This is a genomic window from Corynebacterium sp. HMSC074C11, from assembly GCF_001809455.1.
GTDB lineage: Bacteria > Actinomycetota > Actinomycetes > Mycobacteriales > Mycobacteriaceae > Corynebacterium > Corynebacterium amycolatum.
In genome coordinates this window covers 136,835-157,015 of the sequence record NZ_KV797721.1, presented here as the reverse complement: position 1 = coordinate 157,015, position 20,181 = coordinate 136,835, and the positions used below count along the sequence as shown (strand labels likewise).

General features: G+C 57.8%; 17 protein-coding genes. 7 read left to right on the top strand and 10 right to left on the bottom strand.

Going from position 1 to position 20,181, the window contains the following annotated elements:
- Together HMPREF2614_RS11160 and HMPREF2614_RS01410 are read left to right on the top strand one after the other, a co-directional pair.
- A partial coding sequence (locus tag HMPREF2614_RS11160; protein ID WP_210384465.1) for an SDR family oxidoreductase occupies positions 1-295 on the top strand: 295 nt, incomplete at its 5' end.
- Between the two features lie 90 nt (positions 296-385).
- Positions 386-829, top strand: coding sequence for a DUF2871 domain-containing protein (locus tag HMPREF2614_RS01410; RefSeq protein WP_070559894.1), 444 nt, complete (start codon positions 386-388; stop codon positions 827-829).
- 111 nt (positions 830-940) lie between these two features.
- Here the strand turns inward: HMPREF2614_RS01410 and HMPREF2614_RS01405 are convergent, their stop codons facing one another.
- The 3 genes from HMPREF2614_RS01405 to HMPREF2614_RS01395 are packed head-to-tail and all read right to left on the bottom strand — an operon-like array spanning position 941 to position 5,430.
- The gene (locus HMPREF2614_RS01405) at positions 941-3,565 is read right to left on the bottom strand and encodes an ABC transporter permease (RefSeq protein ID WP_070559892.1); all 2,625 of its coding nucleotides are present in this window, start codon (positions 3,563-3,565) and stop codon (positions 941-943) included.
- Between the two features lie 20 nt (positions 3,566-3,585).
- On the bottom strand, positions 3,586-4,380 hold the full coding sequence (locus tag HMPREF2614_RS01400; protein WP_187402759.1) for an ABC transporter ATP-binding protein: 795 nt from the start codon (positions 4,378-4,380) through the stop codon (positions 3,586-3,588).
- An 18-nt stretch (positions 4,381-4,398) separates the two neighbouring features.
- Positions 4,399-5,430 (bottom strand): pseudouridine synthase, encoded by a 1,032-nt coding sequence (locus HMPREF2614_RS01395; protein WP_038627031.1) that lies wholly within the window; start codon positions 5,428-5,430, stop codon positions 4,399-4,401.
- 297 nt (positions 5,431-5,727) lie between these two features.
- Between HMPREF2614_RS01395 and HMPREF2614_RS01390 the strand changes: the two genes are divergently transcribed.
- From HMPREF2614_RS01390 to HMPREF2614_RS01380, 3 genes are all read left to right on the top strand, one after another.
- Positions 5,728-6,627, top strand: coding sequence for a universal stress protein (locus tag HMPREF2614_RS01390; RefSeq protein ID WP_016421688.1), 900 nt, complete (start codon positions 5,728-5,730; stop codon positions 6,625-6,627).
- Between the two features lie 344 nt (positions 6,628-6,971).
- On the top strand, positions 6,972-7,265 hold the full coding sequence (locus tag HMPREF2614_RS01385) for a GlsB/YeaQ/YmgE family stress response membrane protein (protein WP_016421687.1): 294 nt from the start codon (positions 6,972-6,974) through the stop codon (positions 7,263-7,265).
- 375 nt (positions 7,266-7,640) lie between these two features.
- Complete coding sequence (locus tag HMPREF2614_RS01380; protein WP_016421686.1) at positions 7,641-8,261, top strand: TetR/AcrR family transcriptional regulator; 621 nt, start codon at positions 7,641-7,643, stop codon at positions 8,259-8,261.
- A gap of 52 nt (positions 8,262-8,313) precedes the next feature.
- On the opposite strand, the gene yidC is transcribed toward HMPREF2614_RS01380, so the two are convergent.
- The 4 genes from yidC to HMPREF2614_RS01360 all read right to left on the bottom strand — a co-directional run bounded on the left by yidC (position 8,314) and on the right by HMPREF2614_RS01360 (position 13,268).
- On the bottom strand, positions 8,314-9,672 hold the full coding sequence (yidC, locus tag HMPREF2614_RS01375) for a membrane protein insertase YidC (protein ID WP_038627029.1): 1,359 nt from the start codon (positions 9,670-9,672) through the stop codon (positions 8,314-8,316).
- Between the two features lie 196 nt (positions 9,673-9,868).
- Positions 9,869-10,222, bottom strand: a complete 354-nt coding sequence (locus HMPREF2614_RS01370) for a histone-like nucleoid-structuring protein Lsr2 (RefSeq protein ID WP_016421684.1) — start codon at positions 10,220-10,222, stop codon at positions 9,869-9,871.
- 348 nt (positions 10,223-10,570) lie between these two features.
- Complete coding sequence (locus HMPREF2614_RS01365; protein WP_038627027.1) at positions 10,571-12,328, bottom strand: alkaline phosphatase D family protein; 1,758 nt, start codon at positions 12,326-12,328, stop codon at positions 10,571-10,573.
- Between the two features lie 160 nt (positions 12,329-12,488).
- The gene (locus HMPREF2614_RS01360; RefSeq protein ID WP_016421682.1) at positions 12,489-13,268 is read right to left on the bottom strand and encodes a DUF6474 family protein; all 780 of its coding nucleotides are present in this window, start codon (positions 13,266-13,268) and stop codon (positions 12,489-12,491) included.
- A 173-nt stretch (positions 13,269-13,441) separates the two neighbouring features.
- Between HMPREF2614_RS01360 and HMPREF2614_RS01355 the strand changes: the two genes are divergently transcribed.
- Entirely contained in the window at positions 13,442-15,262 is a 1,821-nt protein-coding gene (locus tag HMPREF2614_RS01355) for a ribonuclease H-like domain-containing protein (RefSeq protein WP_070559890.1), read from the top strand.
- Between the two features lie 4 nt (positions 15,263-15,266).
- Here HMPREF2614_RS01355 and HMPREF2614_RS01350 read toward each other — a convergent pair whose 3' ends face one another.
- The 3 genes from HMPREF2614_RS01350 to HMPREF2614_RS01340 all read right to left on the bottom strand — a co-directional run bounded on the left by HMPREF2614_RS01350 (position 15,267) and on the right by HMPREF2614_RS01340 (position 18,990).
- Positions 15,267-16,112, bottom strand: coding sequence for a crotonase/enoyl-CoA hydratase family protein (locus HMPREF2614_RS01350; protein WP_049181884.1), 846 nt, complete (start codon positions 16,110-16,112; stop codon positions 15,267-15,269).
- Positions 16,113-16,281: 169 nt separating this feature from the next.
- The gene (locus HMPREF2614_RS01345) at positions 16,282-16,878 is read right to left on the bottom strand and encodes a superoxide dismutase (RefSeq protein WP_005510435.1); all 597 of its coding nucleotides are present in this window, start codon (positions 16,876-16,878) and stop codon (positions 16,282-16,284) included.
- A 135-nt stretch (positions 16,879-17,013) separates the two neighbouring features.
- Positions 17,014-18,990 (bottom strand): alpha/beta-hydrolase family protein, encoded by a 1,977-nt coding sequence (locus HMPREF2614_RS01340; protein WP_070559888.1) that lies wholly within the window; start codon positions 18,988-18,990, stop codon positions 17,014-17,016.
- Between the two features lie 113 nt (positions 18,991-19,103).
- Between HMPREF2614_RS01340 and HMPREF2614_RS01335 the strand changes: the two genes are divergently transcribed.
- Positions 19,104-20,051, top strand: a complete 948-nt coding sequence (locus tag HMPREF2614_RS01335) for an L-lactate dehydrogenase (protein ID WP_070559885.1) — start codon at positions 19,104-19,106, stop codon at positions 20,049-20,051.
- Positions 20,052-20,181: the final 130 nt, after the last annotated feature.

Genomic DNA, 20,181 nt, shown 5'->3' with positions numbered 1-20,181 from the left:
CACCCCGCTACGCACTCCGAAACCGGAAGAGCCATTAAAGCCTAATGGTGTAACTGTAACTATTTGCTACCCGGGAAAGGTTAAGACCAAGGCGCTCCGGGACGTCGTGAAGCAGGCGAAGTCGGTGAAGTTGCGTCTTATGCCTGAGCAGAATCTCAGTTATCTGGTGGAGCGCACGTTACGTGCAGCGGAGAGCGGCCGAGCGGAGGTCGCACCCGGTCTATATGGTCTGGTGATGGCTCTATTTAAGGCTGTGCCGAAACGTGTGGTGGCTCGATTCGCGCGGTTAGTTTGAGGCCCTCTAGTTTCGCGGTATCAAACTTTCGTTTAACCCCCTGGGTTTAGTCCATGTAGAAGCCAGTGTTTTCTGAGTAGGCTACGAAGTATGCGTAAGTTATTCACAGCCGCTTCGGTCTACCTCGGTCTTGGTCTGTTTTCTGGCGTTTTCTATCGTGAATTTACCCGTGCGATGGATTTTGGCGATAAAACGCAGCTCAATACGCTGCACACGCATTTCCTTGTCCTTGGCACGATCTTTTTCTTGGTTGCGCTGGCATTGGATGGTCAATTCAATATTTCAGCTGTCAAGGGCTTTGATCGCTGGTTCATTGTTCAGAATGTCGGCATTGTTTGGACGATCGGCATGATGGTGGCAAACGGTATTGTCCACGTTGTTTCAGGCCCGGAGGCCTGGGGTCCGATGTACTCGGGAATTGCAGGACTCGGCCACATTATCCTGACGGTTGGCTTTGTGTGGTTCTTTATGCTTCTCAATAAGGCGCTGAAGAATCGTGAACGCGTGAATCGCAAGGCCAACGCAGCCGTATAAATTTCCAGCGGAAATGCGTGAGTCGGATAGCTGATTCGGCCTAGGCGATAAGGCGAAATAAAACCCCGTGCAGAAACTATATCTGCACGGGGCGCTTTCATATAGCGGCGACTATTCGTCTGCGATAGCGGCCAGAGGTGGTGTCTTTGCGGCCTTCTGACCAGGTCCGAGAGCAGCAATAACGCCTACAAGCGCAGACCCAAGCAGCATGAGAACAACCTGCAGCCACGGTACCGCAATAGTATTCAGGCCCTCATCCTTCAGCACGGTCAGCAGTGACCAGCCAAGGAACAAGCCGAGGACAATACCCACAACCGCGCCGAAAATGGAGATTTCCACAGATTCCAGGCGAATCATCCGGCGAATCCCCGAGCGCTGCAGGCCGACGGCTCGAAGCATGCCAATCTCCTGGCGGCGCTCGACAACTGAGAGCGCGACAGTATTGATAATTCCCAGAATCGAAATGATGACCGCCAGTGCCAGCAGTGCGTACACGATTCCCAGCATGACATCGATAGAGGCATTAGCCAGGCCCGCAAACTCCTTAGCAGTCATCACTTGTACTACGAGGTAGTCCGCAACGGCGTCGCTAAGCTTTTGCTTCATTTCATCCAAGGAGCCGCTGTCTGCCGCGATGGAATCGGAGACATCGACGTAGGTCTGGAAGGGCAACAGGTGGCTGCTCTTGACATATTTATGGGCGGCTTCGTAGGAGACAAAAATCGACTGGCCTGGATCTCTTGTGTCAGCAAAAATGCCGGTGACAGGGAGCCGTGTTATGCCGCCTTTGGAAACTACTGCAAGTTCAGTGTCAACGTTCCAACCATTCTTTTTCGCCGTTGATTCGCTGATGACAATTCCCGCATCTGGCTTGGCTAGATTAAGGGATCCTTGGATGGCGCGAGTGCCGTACCATTTGCCGACGTTGGAGTTGAAAACCGACACATTGCTAGATTCCGGTCCGACTTCAGTTTGTTCGCCGTCGGCAGTCATCATCGTGGCGGCTTCTTCAGGCGGGATCACCAGTAGGGCACCAATCGACAACGTTGCGGTGTCTTCGACGCCACCGATATCCTTCACCGCGTCCTCGACACCAAGAGGCAGGGCCGAATGCGCAGTCAGAGGCGGTGAGAGCACGAAGTCAGCCGTCAGATTGGTCTCTGACCACTCATTGACCGCTTCCTTCATGGACACGCCGAACATGCCGATCACAGTCACCAGCGCAAGTCCGAGCGTCAGTGCAAACGATGTGGTTCCCGTTCTGCGCGGATTGCGGTGAGAGTTCGTTGCCGCAAGCTTGCCGACGGTTCCAAAAGGCGCACCTACGACGCGCCCCAGTCCTCCGATCAGAGGCATGGACAGTGCAGGGCCGACAAGCCAGACGGAGGCTACGGCCATCACCGCACCGACACCAACGAAGATGGCGCGAATCTTGGTTTCCGCGTCGTTCCACTGCAATGCCCAGGCAATGATTGCAATAGCAGCGGATGCCAGCACTGCGCCGGTCCACGTCCGAGCACTGAGACTATTGCTGGTTGTTTGATCTCCAGAGCGCATGGCTTCCACAGGAGGGACCGCGCCAGCGCGGGCGGCCGGCGTCCAGGCGGCAATCATGGTAATTACCACGCCGACAATGAGCGGCACGATAACTGCCACCGGTTCGAATGTCAGGCCGTCGCCGGGCATGGAGATACTCATGGCATCGAGAAGCATGAATAGCCCCTGGCTCAGCCCAAATCCCGTGATTACACCTAGTGCGGAACCGATGAGGCCAACAATGAATGCCTCCAAGAGGACTGACCCAGTGAGCTGCCGTCGTGAAGCACCGAGGGCGCGGAGGAGAGCGAATTCCTTCATGCGCTGAGTGACCAGCATGGTGAAGGTATTGGAGATGATGAAGATGCCGACCAGCAGACCGATGAGCCCGAAAGCGATGAGGAAGTAGTTAACAAAGCTTAAGGCGGAGGAGACACGTTCGGAAGCCTCGTCGGCGAGCTTAGAGCCGGCCTCTACCTTGAGCTCGGGGAACGCGGCCGCGATGTCACGGGTGAGTGCGGCGGCGTCGGTGGTGGAATCGGCAGCGAGGGTGAACATGTCCATATGGCTGTCCGCGCCGTAGAGCTCTCGCCACTGATCTTGGGTGAAAAAGACTGTGAGATAGCCGGTTTCGTCGATGGAGGTATCAGCGATGCCGACAACCTTCACCGTCGCCCGCTCGAGACGGGTGGCCACCTTGATTTCAGTGCCGACGTGGAGGTTGCCGAGTTCGGCGGTGGTGGAATTGACGACCACCTCACCTGGTGCTTCCGGTGCGTGTCCCTCGGTAATCGTGACCTTGTTGCCTACTGCTTCGGCCGCTGGATAGTAGGGAAGACCCAACGATGGCGAACCATTGGTCTGAATCGGCTTGCCATCGGCTCCCGTGGCCGTAATGCTGTTGTTGGGATTGCCGATGTTGAGGGCGCGCACCCCAGGGAAGTTCTCTACCTTCTGTTCAGTTTCTTTGGTGAGCGCACCGGGATTGTCAGCAGGGGCCGTCACCACCACGTCGACACCGTCATAAGCGGTACTCATTGCGCCCTTAAAGGCCTTGTCCAGCGATGATGTGAACACAAATGCGCCGGTGATGAAGGCCGTGCCCAGCACGACCGAAATAATTGTGAGCACGAGGCGCAACTTGTGCGAGGTGATGTTGCGCCAGGCGACGCGGCTCAGCGTGGAAGACGATGATGCCATGGGGGAGATGACCTGCCTTCCTAAAGATTCTCAATATCTGCCATGCGCGCCAAGATATCGGTGGGCGTGGGATTGCGAAGCTCGTCAACCACGCGGCCATCCGCGAGGAACACAACACGGTCTGCGTAGGACGCAGCGGTGGCATCATGCGTCACAATGACGACGGTTTGGCCGATGTCATCAACCGCATCGCGGAGAATCGTCAATACCTCACGAGATGAGTTCGAGTCCAAGTTGCCCGTCGGCTCATCGCCAAAGATGATCTCCGGCCGGCTGACGATGGCACGCGCACAGGCGACACGCTGCTGCTGGCCACCGGACAGTTCCGAGGGGCGGTGCGTAAGCCGTTCTTTAAGCCCGAGGCGTGTGGTGATTTCCTCGAACCACTGCTTATCCACCTTCCGACCAGCGATATTGATAGGCAGGGTGATGTTCTCTGCCGCCGTCAACGTCGGCACCAGGTTGAAGGACTGGAACACAAAGCCCAGGCGATCACGCCGCAGCGCCGTGATTTCCTTGTCCGACAGCTTCGACAGATCCGTCGTGCCGATGTACGCGCTTCCCGACGTCGCGGAGTCCAAACCGGCCATGCAGTGCATCAATGTCGACTTACCGGACCCGGACGGGCCCATAATCGCGGTGAACTCACCAGCGGCAAAAGAGATATCGACATGGTCCAGTGCAGTAACAGCGGCATTGCCGACACCGTACTTCTTGGTGAGCCTCTCAGCGTAGGCCGCCGCTGGTGGGGCGGAATGCTCCAAAGAAGATTCAGCGGATGATTTAGCGGATTGTTGTGCATGCTTGGCAGACATGGGGGAGGGGGTTCTCTTCTAATTAGATTTGATCAACGGCGAATTAATATCCGGCAGCGAAAGCGGATTGAAAACGCTGCGGCGGGAATGGAACGTTCGTTGTTCACCAGTCACGGGGTCAGCGAAACTCATTTCTACACAGACCAGGTGCAGGGGCTCCGAGGTATTCTCGGCCTCCAGCGGCAGAATCTCCGGGTAGTACTGGTCGCCCAGGATGGGAAAGCCCAGCTCACTCAAGTGCAGCCGTAGCTGATGAGTGCGTCCGGTGATGGGTTTCAATTGCCACAGCGCAACGCGACCACTGTCGGCAGCGAGGTCGTCGGCGTCCGAAGGCACGTCGACAAGCGAAATGTGCTCGATGATGGTGTGGGCGTTTGGCTCGCCCTCGAGAGTATAAGCCTGCATCTGGCCAGCAACTTTGTGCTGTCGTGTGCGCAACTCCAGCGGGGTCTCGGGCAGGGCTTCGCTGGTCGCGCCAGCGATGGGTGTGGGCGATGTCAGCGCGTGATAGCGCTTAGTAACTTCCCCAGATGCGAAAAGCCCCTGGTAGGCGCCACGAACTTCGCGCCGGGCGGTAAAGATGAGCAACCCCGACGTCAGTCTGTCGAGGCGATGCGCGGGAACCAACTCCGGATTTCCCAGCTCCCGCCGCAGGCGTACGACAGCGGTTTCCGTGATGTGTCGGCCGCGTGGCATCGTTGCCAAAAACGACGGCTTGTCGACGACCACAAGGTTGTCATCTTGAAAGACAATCGGCATCGGCCCCGCGATTGTGCGCTCCGGTGCCGGGGTGCGGTAAAACCACATTTCCGCGCCGGGCTTCACCATGTCATCTGGACTGTACGGCACTGAGTTGGCGCGAACGACGAGTCCATCTGCAAAGCGTTTAGCTACGGCCGCTTCATCATCGTCCGGGTGGCGATGGGTTTGACCTGCGATAGCGCCTGCGAGCAGAACCCACGCACGGGTGGGGGCATCGCCATGACGCCCGGGAGCGGCGATGCGGGATGGGTTGAGCCCATCGCGAATGGGCAGTGGCATGCGACGCATACGGCTGACTTTAACAGGTGCCCCGGATTCATCTGGCAGGCAAGCGGAGTTGCTGTGGCAGAGCGGTGTTGGTATCGCCCCCAATGGCGTAGGTGGACAACATTCTGCCCTGTCGGTCGCAACATAATGGGGGTAGGGTGGAGGTGAAAGTAATAAAAGGGTTGGCTCGGAAGAGCTGACCATATAGCAACGCTTGTCCATTAAAATGGCGTCCAAGCAGGTGCGATAGGTGTAGCTGCGTTGCGGTCTGGCCGCGGAGAGCCAATTTTTATGGATCGCATAATAAGGAGGCAATCAATGCCAAGGCAGAACATCATTGTGTGCGCGGTCGACGGCTCAGAGGCGTCCAAGACCGCCGTCAAGTGGGCCGCTAACACCGCAGTGAAGCGCGGTGAGCCACTCCGTCTGGTCAGCAGCTACTCCATGCCACAGTTCCTCTACGCAGAGGGCATGGTTCCGCCGCAGGAGCTTTACGACGATCTTGAGGCCGAAACCCTGGAGAAGATTAACGAGGCCAAGAAGATTGCCCTCGACTTCGCACCGTCGGTAGATGTCAGCCACCAGATTGAAGAGGGCAGCCCGATTGACATGCTGCTCGACCTGTCTGAGCAGGCAACCATGGTGGTTATGGGCTCTCGCGGTCTGGGTGGGCTCTCTGGCATGGTCATGGGTTCGGTTTCCGCCGCTGTTGTTTCCCACGCATCGTGCCCGGTTGTTGTTGTCCGCGAGGACAACCTGGTCACCGATGAGACCAAGTACGGCCCGGTCGTTGTCGGCGTCGATGGCTCCGATATTTCCGAAAAGGCAACGGAGTACGCATTCCGTGAGGCCGATGCCCGTGGTGCAGAGCTGATTGCAGTTCACACCTGGATGGACATGCAGGTACAGGCTTCCCTGGCCGGTCTTTCTGCAGCTCAGAGCCAGTGGCAGGTTGTGGAAGAGGAGCAGAAGGCTCTGCTCGGCCACCGCCTGGAGAAGTACGCTAAGAAGTACCCGGACGTGGCCATCAAGAAGGTCGTTACCCGCGACCGCCCGGTTCGTGCTCTGGCTGATGCCTCGGAAGGCTCGCAGCTGCTGGTCGTCGGCAGCCACGGCCGCGGAGGCTTCAAGGGCATGCTGCTCGGCTCCACCTCGCGTGCACTCCTGCAGGCGGCTGCTTGCCCGATGATGGTCGTCCGCCCGGAGACTGACGCCTAAAGCGCCCTTCGAGGAGGCTGAGAAAAGACGCCGGTGCCGGTCGTGGAGGTGCGTTTAGCGCCGAGAACAGAAACCGTTACCGAATATTTATAAGTAGAACCTAGCCGGTTTCCGACATGTCTCGGAGATCGGCTTCGGTTTATATAAATGGGGCCTCTCGTCTGCATAAACCCCGTTTTCATGCAGAAAGTACAGATTCTATAAGGGTTTTCCTGTGGTTATCCGACTGTTATCTCGCTAGTTTCCCAGTGGCCGAAATGGCCTGATAGTGCTTGCAGTAGGTGCAAGATATTTTGGAAAGCCTTATAGTTGAGTCAGAACGATTTCGGAAAGGAATATCTATCATGAACGAGATTCTTCTTGCTGCCTCCTTTAGCCCCTCTCTGGGCTTCTTCGGCTGGATTATCATCGGTGGCCTTGCCGGTTGGATTGGTTCCAAGATTATGGGCACCGATGCTTCGATGGGTGTCGTCCTGAATATCGTCGTCGGTATTGTCGGTGGCTTCCTCGGCGGTTGGCTGCTCACCCTGTTCGGCGTTGATGTCGCCGGTGGTGGAATGATCTTCAGCTTCCTTACGTGTCTGCTCGGCGCCGTGATTTTGCTGTGGATTGTCGGCCTGGTTCAGAAGCGTAAGTAAACCAAGAAAAACAGCACAGCTCAGCACAAAGCGTCGTAACGCTGCTATCTACTGGATAGTGAGCTAGAGCGCGGGGCATCTCATTAACATTGAGATGCCCTTTTTCTTGTGTGGTTGTCGTGAAGTAGGCGTTCTGCGGTTGTCGCGACATCTGTTGGGGGCAGTAATCATCGCACGCTAAAGTAGGACTAGAGGCTGAAAGACTGACTAGTTTGTTCTTTTACAAAATCACAGTCGCAGATGCGCCTACAATGGAATATCACAAACTATAAACGCCCTGCTCAGTGTTGCGAAAGCAATGACGCGAATGCCGATATTTGCGAGTAAGCAGCTGTTATAACGGGGTGTGACTTTGGAAGGACGAGAGGTACTGCCGTGGCAGAAGCGACAACGGGCAAGGGCGCAAAAGGCGGCCGCGCTTCCTCTCGCCGTCGTAACCGCCCCAGTCCGCGGGAGCGCCTCCTGACATCAGCGACAGCTCTGTTTACAACGGAAGGCATCCGCGTTGTCGGCATTGACCGCATCCTGCGGGAAGCTGATGTCGCCAAAGCCAGCCTGTACTCGTTGTTTGGATCCAAGGACAAGCTGGTCATCGCGTATCTGCAAGACCTCGATGCCAAATGGCGGGAGGCTTGGGAGCAGCGAGTGGCCTCGTTGGATACCCCGGCGGAGAAGATTCTCGCTTTCTTCGATCAGTGTATTGCGGAGCAGCCGGCAATCGACTTCCGTGGTTCACACTTCCAGAATGCGGCTAGTGAATATCCACGGCCGGAAACGGAGTCGGAGCAGGACATCCGCCAGGCCGCAGCCGATCACCGCTCCTGGGTTTGGCAACAGCTACACACGCTGCTGACTGAAAATGAATCTAGTATGCCGTCTGCTCACGCAAATATGCTGTTGCTCTACCTCGACGGCGGCCTCGCGGGTGCCAAGATGTCCAAAGACCTGAACCCGCTGCAGATGGCGCGCGACCTGGCCCGTGACTTGGTCACGTAAATACCTAATTCCCTTTTTTAACGCGCCCTAGTTCTCGCCTTTTGCTCACGGGCTAATCCCGGAAGCGTTTCCAGTCCGACTCCTTTGAGCCGGTGGCTTTCTTAACCATATTCTTCGTATTCTGGCCGAGCAGCATTCCCAGGTTCTTTGCAATCAGAATTGGTTTCGGCCGCTTCTGCGCCTTTTGTGCTTTCTCGGCTTGTCGTTTCATGTCTGCCCGCACTTTGGCCAGGCCGGGAAGCGGCGGAACTATACCCGAGGAAATCTTCATATCCTGCGTCAGGGACGGCAAATTGTCCTGAGCGCCAGGCCTCATCTGGGTCACCATGTAGCGAACCTTCGCAATTTTCAAAGCCTGGGCATATTCTTCGTCCTGCTTTGCTTTACGACGGTCCCGCGATTCCTTCTCAATAGCGGCATATTCGCTCTTATACTGCTTTATTTTCCACGGAGCGAATGCGGATTTGATATAAAAGCGACGCTTGGCCTGCTTTAACTTCTTCTTTTCCTCCCGCTCCGATTCGTATTCACCCTTTTGGTGGTTTTGAAGAGTTCGGAAATCGTCCGTGAGCGGGTAGGTCTTTTCTACATAGCGGGTAAGAATAATATTTTGGGTCAGTGTCCAGAAGTTATTGGTGACCCAGTAGACAATTAGAGCCACAGGTGTTGGGCCAAAGAACCCCGCGAAGAGGATCATCAGCGGTGCGTAGATAAGCATTACGCGCATGAATTTGCTGAGGAATACACTGACGCTATTGGAATAGTCGAGAGTGCGCTGCAACCGGCGGTAGGAAATGACCAAGTTAAAACCGGTGAAAATGGCCGCTGCCACGATGCCGATAATGCAGAAAGCTAACAGCGAATCATGATCGCCCCCAAGGATTTGTAGTTGCTCCCGGTCCATGCGCAGATACGCGGGTAGAGGCTGCCCCAAGAATGTCGCACTCAGAAAGTCGGAAATCTCATCCTTAGAGATGAATCCGACATTATGAGACGCAGGCAGCCCAGGCCCCTCAGACGCCCGCAGCATGTGCCTCAGCATGCGAACAAGGCCCATAATCACGGGAATCTGGACGAAGAGGGGCGCCAGCATTACGGAGGTCTTAATACCTTCGGCTTTGCGCATTTCCTTGCTGGCAAAGTTTACGTATTGTGGCGAGTTCGGCTCGATGCTCCTGCGGTAGCGCTCCTTGAGTATAAAAAGCTGCGGCCGTAGGTTGGCCGTCTTGCGCGCCGAGATAAATTGCTGGAACGCGAGAAACGCCAGAGCGCCACGCACCGTAAACACCAGCAGGAAGAGAGAAAGCGTCCAGGACAGAGAAGATGGCAGGTGAAACACTGAGGCCAGTAAAAGGTGCCACGCCTTAAGGACAAACGAGACCAGCCAAACAAATGGTTCCAAAATAACCACGGGCCGACTCCTCCATGTCAAGGATAAGAAAAGTAAGACAACCGGATTAGGCCGGTGTGCCAATTCCAGCCGCTATCCTAGCGACTCGAATCACCTGCCCCAACTTTAAAACAGGGCCCCGCTGTGGCGGGACCCTGTCTTTAAGATAGTGAAGCTGGATGACATCCAGTGGAAGGCAAACGAACCTGGGTGAGAACTAGTTAGCGCTCTCGTACTTTTCAATAATGTGCTTTGGCAGCGCACCGCGGTCTGCAACATCCATGCCATTCTCTCGTGCCCACTGGCGAATCTTGCGATTGCGATCACGGGCCTCAGCGGCATTGGGATTAGCGGAAGAGCGCTTACGCGGAGCTACAACCGTGCTGTGATCAATAGAAGCGTTCGCAATATACGGTTCTAATACCTGCTCGAACTTCTCAGCATTTTCCTGAGAGAGGTCGAGAATGTAGTTCTTACCGCGGAAAGAGAAACGAACGACTTGGTGATCTGCGGAATCAAGCGGAGTCCCATCAAGGTCGTCGATGTACTGAATTAGTTCGCGGCGTGCCATAGAATCCCTGCCTAAGCTTGGTGCTGAACTTGTAATAATGAAGAAGGCTTACGGTGAAACTTCAATACGGTGAAATTTCAAATTAATATCAAGCCCTGTTTTCTTTCCCTCACAGTATAAGTGCAAAGAAATTTAATGTCTATTGACGATAATTGAGCTAGATTGTGCAACTTATATCGAATACATGGTTTGTTAATAATTCGATTAATTGTGCACAAGAACTTGGGGTAATAAAAAGACGGCCCTGCATGTTGTGCAGGGCCGTCGTGAACAGCAACTACGCTACTGAGGGCGCAATGCGGGGTGCGCTCTCAGTGGTCGTCGGAAAGCGAAAGGATGAGAAAGCGCTTAAGCCTGGGTCATGCCCTCACCAGGCTTGCCTCGGTAGGTAGCGGCGACGAAAAGTGGCTGGTTCGGTTCCTCCTTGAGCTCGACGAGGCGGTACTCAGAGGTAACGTCCTCGCGGCCGAAGTAGACAGCGGTGTAGCCGTGGCGGTCGAACTCGAGGTAGTTGACGTACGGGTTCGCAGCCTTGAGTCCAGCGGTAGCAGCCAAGGAAATCGGGTTGTCCTGAGGCAGCTTCACAATGTCATCGATGTTCGGGGCGCTGACGGAAGTACAGACAATCTCAATGGCGGCAATACCGGCACTCGGGTACTGGCCCGGGACCTTCGGTACGTTGCAGTTCCAGGAGGAGTGAATATCGCCGGTGAGGAAGACAACGTTGTCGTAGCCCTCCTTACCCATGATGTCAATCAGCTTACGACGCTCAGCAGCGTAGCCATCCCACTGATCCAAGTTGTACGGCAGGCCGTCCTGAGGCAAGCTCAGCAGCTCAGTGACAGCGCGAGTGGCCTCCGGATCCAGCGGCGGAACCAGCACTGGAGTGAACATGACGGAGTTGCCCACGATACGCCACTTTGCGCTCGAGGAACGCCACTGGCCGAGCAGGTAATTGAACTGCTCAGAGCCGAGCATGGAGCGACTCTCATCATCGGTCTCGCCAGCGCGGATGAACTTCAGCTGCTGGTCACGGTAGGTGCGCAGGTCCAGCATGGTCAGGTCGGCGAGATCGCCGAAACGGAAGCTGCGGTAGAGCTTGCCGCCCTGGGAGAAGGGGACAGCGCGAACTGGCAGCCACTCCAGGTAAGCCTGGATAGCGGCGTCGCGGCGGGCAACGTAGTCGCCTTCGGTCTCCGGGTCGTGGTTCTCAGCGCCACTGTGCCAATCATCGTTGGCGACCTCGTGGTCATCCCAGGTCACAATCCACGGCTTTGCGCGGTGAGCTTCCTGCAGGTCCGCATCGGTGCGGTAGGTGGCGTAGCGCAGGCGGTAGTCAGCGAGAGAAATAATCTCGTGAGCCGGCTTGTGGTCACGAACCGGGCCCTTGCCGGAGTAGCCACCGGCCTCGTACTCGTAGATGTAGTCACCGACACACATAATGATGTCGATGCGGTCATTTTCCGCCATATCGCGGTAAGCGGAGAAGAAGCCACTTTCCCAGTTAGCGCAGGAGGTCAGCGCGATGCCCAGGTGATCTGGCGAGGAGTTCACCGGCGGCGCAGTGCGAGTCTGGCCAATCGGGGAAACCTGGCCCGCGTGATTACCAGCGGTGACGGTAAAGCGGTAGAAGTAGTAGGAATCAGCGGAGAGACCCTTGACATCGATCTTGACGGTGTTGTCAGCATCCGGGTCGGTGTTCAGGGCACCAGAGGCAACGATGTTGCCGAAGCCCTCATCAGAAGCGACTTCCCACTTCAGTGCAACAGGGCGGCCCTGGTTTGCACCTGCGGTGTCGCCTGGGTGCGAGGTCACACGAGTCCAGATAAGAACGGAGTCCGGCAGTGGATCGCCAGAGGCCACACCGTGTTGGAAGACCTGAAAACCGCCAGAACCGCCAGCATTAGCTGGAGACTGTGACTCAGGATTGGCCCCCGCACTAGTAGCGGTCGCCAGGCCGATGGCGCCAGCAGCAGCACCGGTAGCGCCGGCACGCAGTACGGCACGACGAGAAGGGGTGAATGGCTTTTGGGCTGTTGCGTCGCTATTCGAGACCGCGCCGTTCAGATCCGAGGCTGCAGTCTGAGATTTATCTGAAGATGGCATAGCCCTCATTACAGTAGTTCTCAGTCCGTAGCGCCATCGGAGGGAGAAAATAGCCCGATACGGGGGTAATAAGAGCGAAAGCGCGACTATTGCTGCTCAACAACAGTCGCGCTTAGTTCGACGGATCTCGGCGAGTGGCCTTAACCCGAAGCGGCCAGGTTTACGCGCCCAGCTCCGAAATGATCTGGCGATCCAGAGAATCCAGCTCTGCGGTAATGGAGTGGTGTGCGCGACGACGCTGCTCCGGGGTCATCTTCTCGGCAGTGTTAATGGCATCAGTCATGACATCCAGACGCGAGTTGGCGTCCTTGATAAAACCATCGGTACCCTTGACGCCCGACTTACGCAGCTCTGTCAGTGAACCACGAGTGGCCTCAATGCGGGCCAGCAGCGGCGCACCGTGCCCCTGGTAACGAGCGGCATCATTAGCGGAAACACCGAACTTCTGCGCGGCCGAAGAGTGTTCACGGCGCTGAATGGCAGTGATGGCGCGGTAGGCCAGCGGAACCAGCACCGGTACCAGCAGGCGTGCGCCACCGATCCACGACTTTGCCTTGTCCTTGTTGAAGCCCTGGCTGCGCTGCTGTTGCAGGATCTTCTCGGCCATCTTGGTCTGGTGACGCTGCTTGGCGGCCAGCGCCTTCTTCTCGTCCTTGGCACTTGCCTTGCGGATCTTTTCCGCGCGCTTCAGAGCACGGTTTTCCAGCTTGAGTTCCTTCTTACCGAGCTTTTCCTCAGAACGAACGCGGCCAGCGGCCTCCTTCAGCTCCAGCTTGTGCTGGTGCTTCTGGTCGCGCTTAGCGGCCTTGACCTCAGCCTTATGTGCCTTGCGATTAAGTCGAGCTGCGTGGCGAGCCTCTTCCTTAGCCTTCGCCTTGGCAGCCTTCACCTGCTTGGCGGTTTCGCGCCGACGCTCACGGATGTCACCCAAGAAGCTCATTTTTTCCTTCGCCTAGTTGCTCGCAGATAGTCCCTCCGGAAAAGCGGGGCGGAAAACCCGTAAACCCCACCGCGCCGGAGTGCGCTTGCCAGATGCAGTGGCTGCATCACGATTCTTGCTATCCAAGCTTAACGTGAAACTTCCTACCGAGTGGCGATACGCTAATTCTCATTGTGACTGATTCATCCGTTTCGCGCCCGCTTCTCCACGCGAGCGACCTCATCGGCTGCCGCTACCGGCTGAGCCTCGACCTCCGCGAGGGGCGGCTAGTCGAACCTGCTTCTCGCCATGAGCACCGCTTGCCGACGTCCATCGCGTCCATCCCCGGCCTGTACACAGTGGCCCCGGGGCCGGACGCTCACCTGGATACCCTTGAGGCCATCGCCCGCGGAGAAAGCGTCATCGCCGGTGGCGTGCTCATGCATGAGCGTCCGATTCCCGGTGGGGTGTACTCGGGAATCGACGAGATTTGCCACCCCGATCTGCTGGTCAAGGTCGATGATTCACCACAGACGACCTCACCGACGTACATGCCGGTCCTGGTTGTCACACGGCACTTGCTCTCTGCGCGCAAACCGGGCCGGCGGCGTAAGCCGTCGTCAAGCAATGCGGCGCGTGCGGCGGCGATGCAGGTGCGACTGCTGGGCGTTGACCGGCTCGGACGTGTTGGCGTGATGGGGCGGACCCTGCGTCAGGCGATGGTTGTCACGGACGAGTGGAAGCTACGGCATTACGGACCCGATGCTGTGAAGCTTGGGCAGGCAGCGGCGATACTGCACCGCCTGGGCGTATCCTGTGGTCTGGTGGGGGCGATTAGTGCCACCGGGATGAACCTGGATACACGGCATATTGTCATTGCCGATGAAGGTTCGCGCGTGGCCTCGTACCGGATGGCGTTGCGGGACGCGCGTGATGCCGTCGCTGCCACTCAGGGGCGACCGTCACGGTTTACGCCAGGCACCTGGCCGCTGGCGCCACGGCGCATCCGGGAGTGCCGAACCTGCCGTCACCACGACCTTTGCTTGGCTGAGCTGACCGCAAGTGACGATATTTCCCTCCTCCTACCTGGGGATAAGTCCATGCGGTTGCGCAGTGTGGGCATCGACACGGTCACGGCACTGGCGCAGGCGAGTACCAACACTCCGCACGTCAGCAAGGAGCAGGTGTGGATGGCGAGGGCGCGGCTTGCCGACGTCGATGCGCTCCGGGTAGCCGCTAAGACATCGGCCCCGCGTGGCGATGTTGAGATGGATATCGATATGGAGGCGTACCCCAACGATGGCGCCTACCTGTGGGGAACGTGGGTGCCTGGGGAGGACTACCGCGGGTTTATCACCTGGGAGCCACCGGGGCCAGAAGGGCTCGGTGGCACGGCGGAGGCCAGGAACTTTGCGATTTTCTGGGATTACCTGATGCGGCGTCGAAATGCGGCGCATGAACAAGGCAAGACCTTCCGCGCCTATTGCTGGGCGGCAGAGGGTGAGAACTATTGGCTGTGTCAGAGCGCCACCCGGTTCGGCGGCCAGGAATTTGTGGTGCCCGCAGATTCGGCGGAGCTGGCTACAGGCGATGCGGCTGGTTCCAGTTCCGAGGCAGCTGGCCCGACAAAGATTGTGCGGGTGCCGACCCGCGAAGAAGTGGACAAGTTCATTGCCGCGGAGGACTGGGTGGACATGCTGAAGGTCGCCCGTCGCCAGATTCTCTCCACCGTCGGTATGGGGCTTAAAGTCGTGGCCCCGTGGTCGGGCTTCCACTGGCGCGACGCCGATGTTGACGGCGAGGCATCGCTGGATCTGTATCGCATTGCGACGGCCACTGACCTCGACTTTGTCGCGGAACAGTCCTTTGAAAAGCTCACGCAAGCCGAGGCTCGCGCCATGCTGCTGCGCTACAACGGCGATGATTGCCGATCGGTAGCCCACGTCCGCGACTGGCTGGATTCACAGCGCGCGGCCGCGGACCTGCCGCATGGGGATGACCTGCCGGTTCCTTAACGCGCTAACCACGCGCCCACGTGCCGCGCCGGGCGAACTTAGGTGAGACCTTCTTCATCGCAGCATCGCGAATAATGGCCGTGTTCTTGCGGGCTAACAGCAGCAGCTGCTGTGTGCGCTCGGCACGGAATGTTGCGCGAGGAGAGCGGTGCACATCGCGGAAAAGCCGCTTCGTCGCCGCCAGCTGATCCGGCGAGCGTGTCGCCAGCTGTGCCAACTTCTCCTTGGACAGCTCAAGTGCAGCGTCCTCCGTGTCCACGGCCCACGTCGCCAGACCAATCTCAGTTGCTTCCTTGCCGTTGAGTTCTTCGCCAGACATGGTCAGCCAACGTGCAGTATCGGCGCTGACCTCATCGAGGATGGTTCGCATACCGGACATATCCGGAATCAGTCCCCACTTCGCTTCGAGGATTGACCACTTGGCATCGCTCGTAGTAATGCGGAAATCAGCACCTAGTGCAATCTGTAGACCACCGCCGTAGCAGTGCCCATGCACTGCCGCAATGACCGGCACCGGCAGGCGTCGCCAGTCCCAGCAGGCGCGCTGGAACAGGTTCGTGCCGTGGATATCGGGGACGAATGAGCGCAGAATGCGCGAGGGCTTCTTAAATGCCGAGGCGAAATCGAGTCCAGCGCAAAACGATTTGCCCTCGCCACGTAGGATTACGCCACGCAGATCACGGTCAGCTGCCAGTTTCCGAGCGACGGCGGACAGCTCGGTCAGCATCTCAAGTGTTAGACCGTTGAGTTTGTCTCCGCGGTCCAAACTGACGACAGCGATTTTCGCCGCCTCTGAATCAGCTACGGCGAGGTATTCATAGGCGACGTTGACATTGTTGCTGGTGTTCATGGGCACTAACGCTAAACGACGGTCACGTGTGCCGCCCGGGAAATACCAAAAGTGGTCTCAAACAAGACACAAAAACCGACCCGCTGAGGGTAAGTCCCGTCAGCGAGCCGGTAAGCCATCTTTAGCGCGCGGTAGGGACGCGTAAAAAACCGCGCGCTGTTAGCTGAAATTACTTGGCAGCTGCGAACAGCTCTGCAGCGTAATCCCAGTTGAAGACGTTCCAGACAGCCTTGACGTAGTCAGCCTTGACGTTCTTGTACTGCAGGTAGAAAGCGTGCTCCCACATATCCAGCAGCAGAACCGGCTTCAGGTTGATGGACAGGTTGCCCTGCTGATCAGTCATCTGCTCAATAACCAGGCGCTCTGCAATGGTGTCGTAACCCAGAACAGCCCAGCCGGAGCCCTGCAGGCCCAGAGCAGCAGCGTTGAAGTGAGCCTGGAACTTCTCGAAAGAGCCGAAGTCGCGCTCGATAGCCTCAGCCAGCTCACCGGTCGGCTGGCCGCCACCGTTCGGGGACAGCAGCTTCCAGAACAGGGAGTGGTTGGTGTGGCCACCCAGGTTAAAGGCCAGGTCCTTGGACAGGCCGGTAACAGCTGCGAAGTCGCCGGACTCGCGAGCAGCAGCGAGCTTCTCCAGAGCAGCGTTGGCGCCGTTGACGTAATTAGCGTGGTGCTTGCTGTGGTGCAGCTCCATAATCTCGCCGGAGATGTGCGGCTCCAGAGCGTCGTAAGCGTAATCCAGCTCAGGAAGTTCGTACTTAGTCATTAGGAAAATTCCTCCTCAACACGTTTTTAGGTTGTGCCGTTGATGGTACTCAAGATGAGCGGATGCGCAACCATTTAAGCAATACAATTAATGCGAAATTCATAAAAATGCTGTTCAGGGATATCTGTCACAAGTTTATGAACGCGGCGGCTGAGTGCGGCGAATCCACTTACTCACGCGCTTGAAGCGCATTCCGGCTGCGCCACCCAGGTCGTCGTCAAGCGGAATGTCGAGGATGGAAGCCCACGTTGGCAGCATTTCTTCCTCGTACCGGTGGCCGTGACCACCGGGGACGGTGACGGAGGCGAGGCCGTCGATAAGCACCTGCCAGAAGGTGACGAACGGGTGCCAGCGCATGGAGGGGAGAACATCGCGGCCGACGCGCTCTGCAAGCCAGTCGGGGCGGCGCCAGGCCAGTGGGTAATCCCACCAGACGATGGGGTCAGAGGCATGCTGCAGGAATGCGACGCGCGGGAATTCCCACGGCCCGAACTTGGTGCCATAGAAGGAGTGGTACAGCTCGTCGGGGCGCGTAGCGAAGCGGATGTTTCGCCCCTCGTCGATGACCGGAGCGATTTCCGGAGACCCCTTTGTCCGACGGTGCGTCAGCTCTTTCCACATTGCGGAGAACTGTGGTGCGCCCGTCCAGACAGCACCGTCGACGCGTGCGAGCATGTCAGCGGAATTCTCGAATGCGCCGAGACCGCCAAACCCGCCGAGGGATTCACCGGCGACGTAGACCTTTGGCCGGTCGTTCTCCGGCATCTTGTCGACTTCCTGCAACACCCGATGGATAAGGGTGTGGCCAGCCGCGATTGGGGTTTCGTGGTCCGTTAGCCATGCCACTGGGGAGGGGAGGTCAGAGTACTGCAGAGCGACAGTGGCGCAGTTGCCAAGGGTCAAGAACTCTGCAGCCTGCGCCGACCACGGTGGCACCCAACCGGTGCCGGTGGTGGTGAAGACAACCAAATGATCGCGCCGGAACGCGCCGGTGCGGTGCATCTCGCGGATGATGAGCTCCGCCTGTTCCCGCAGAGAACGACCTGGCACCTTGCCCGCATAAATGCGGATGGGTTCCTGCAGTTCGGAGAGCGGCTTGCCAGTGGCCACCGCCAAATCTCGGGCACGGGGGCCTTCGGCGACGAAGACGCGCCCCTCGGCGCCGAGTGCGTACCACGGCTCCAAAGACCATGGACTTCCGGAACGTTCCGGCTCCCAGGGCTGCATGCGGCCTGGAACTACCAGGGTATTCAGGTATCGGGACTTCTTGGCGATGGACTCCAAAGTCCGACGGATAAGCAGTCGGTCAATGCTGGCGGCCACGGCACCACCGACGATGGCACCGCTGAGAACCGGGGCGAGACCGCGCGGCAGCCAGGGGCGGAGGTTGTCCCGCAGTAAGTCATAGCCGCGATTGGCCAGCGCGGAGAGCCCCCGAGTGGTCAGGTAGAGACCACTGGCAATCATTGTGGAAGCGAACTGGCTGCGTGCGGATTCCTGCTCATCCTTGCCCACCAGTCGGCCAATTTCGCGCTGCTGGGAAATAGAGCGCAGCCACAGCGCCGCGGTGGTGGCTGTGGTGGCAACATGCCAGGTCACGGCCAGTGCGCGCTCGTGTCGAGGTGCCGGCGCAAAGCGGTTGAGCAGAGTGCTGGCCAGACGCCGCATCGTCGTGTTGTAGCCATAGCCGATAGCCACCCCGGTGACATGGCCCGCCAACTGTGCCAGGAAGGTCACAGTAACGGTGGCGGTCCGAGTACGCGGCATCAGCGAGGGGCTAAAGGCAGCCCATGACGCAATTTCTGCACCAATTAGACCGGGGTTGGAGGGGATGCCCGCCCGCAGTGCGCTGCGGATAGTGCCAGGGCCGGTACCTAGGAGGCGTTCGCGAAAGACTTTGGTAGCCATCAGACTGCCGGTGCCGACTGCGCCCAGCGCTTTGGCCATGCCAGCTGTGCCAGCGACTCCTGCAATTCCCGTTCGCGCTGCTCGTGCAGCTCGCACTGTCCTGGTGGTTTCGATTGGCTGAGCTACAGGTGTGTTGCCCGTAGACGCAATCGAGGGCGCAATCGAAGTAAATGCGCGACGCAGGAATCTCATAAATCCCATCATGGCAAAATTTTTTCCACGGGGTTTTTATTCATCTCGCGCCAGTTTTCCGCACAAAGCGTAGCCTGTGGGGTGTCGCAACGTTTTCCGAATCGGTTGAGAAGGATTCGAGGGCTATGAAGCTATCCACAGGAAATAAGGTCGTGCTGATCGGCGCTGGCGACGTCGGCGTGGCATATGCGTACTCGCTGGTCAACCAAGGCACTGTCGACCATTTGGCAATCATTGACATCGACGAAAAGAAGACGATGGGCAACGTCATGGACTTAAACCATGGCGTCGTGTGGGCGTCGTCGCGCACCAAAGTCACTCAGGGCACGTACGCCGACTGTGGCGATGCCGCGCTGGTAGTCATCTGTGCAGGCGCAGCACAAAAGCCCGGCGAGACTCGCCTACAGCTGGTGGACAAGAATATGAAAATTATGAAGTCCATCGTCGATTCCGTCATGGCCAGCGGTTTTGATGGGCTCCTACTGATCGCCTCCAACCCCGTCGACGTACTCACATACGCCGCGTGGAAGTACTCCGGGCTGCCACACAACCGTGTCTTCGGCTCCGGCACCATCTTGGACTCCGCACGTTTCCGTTACATGCTGGGTGAATACTACGATGTTTCCCCGATGAGCGTGCACGCATACATCATTGGTGAACACGGCGACTCCGAGCTGCCGGTGTTGTCCAGCGCCAACGTTGCAGGCGTCAGTCTGTCCAAGCGCCTCGCCGCCGACCCCGCGCTTCACGACGAGCTGGAGGACATCTTCATCCGAACCCGTGATGCCGCCTACGAGATTATCGATGCCAAGGGCTCCACTTCCTACGGAATCGGTATGGGTCTGGCCCGCATTACGCGCGCCATTTTCCAGAACCAAGAGGTAGCTCTGCCGGTCTCCGCATACTTGCAAGGTGAATACGGTCATGAGGACGTGTTCATCGGAACACCCGCCATTGTGAACCGTCGAGGAGTTCGCCGCGTTATCGAGCTTGAGCTGGACGAATACGAAAAGAAGCAGCTGGACAAGTCCATTCAGACGCTCCGAGATGTGCAGGATCCATTCTGGAAGTAACTGCTGGTAGCGAGAGCAGATGTCTTCTCGACATGCGCTTTCGGCCGTCTCATTTGAGAATGAGAATGCCCACCTTCTATTGGCCCGCGTGGCCGACTCTGGCCAACGCTTCGTCTTAAACACAGGAGTG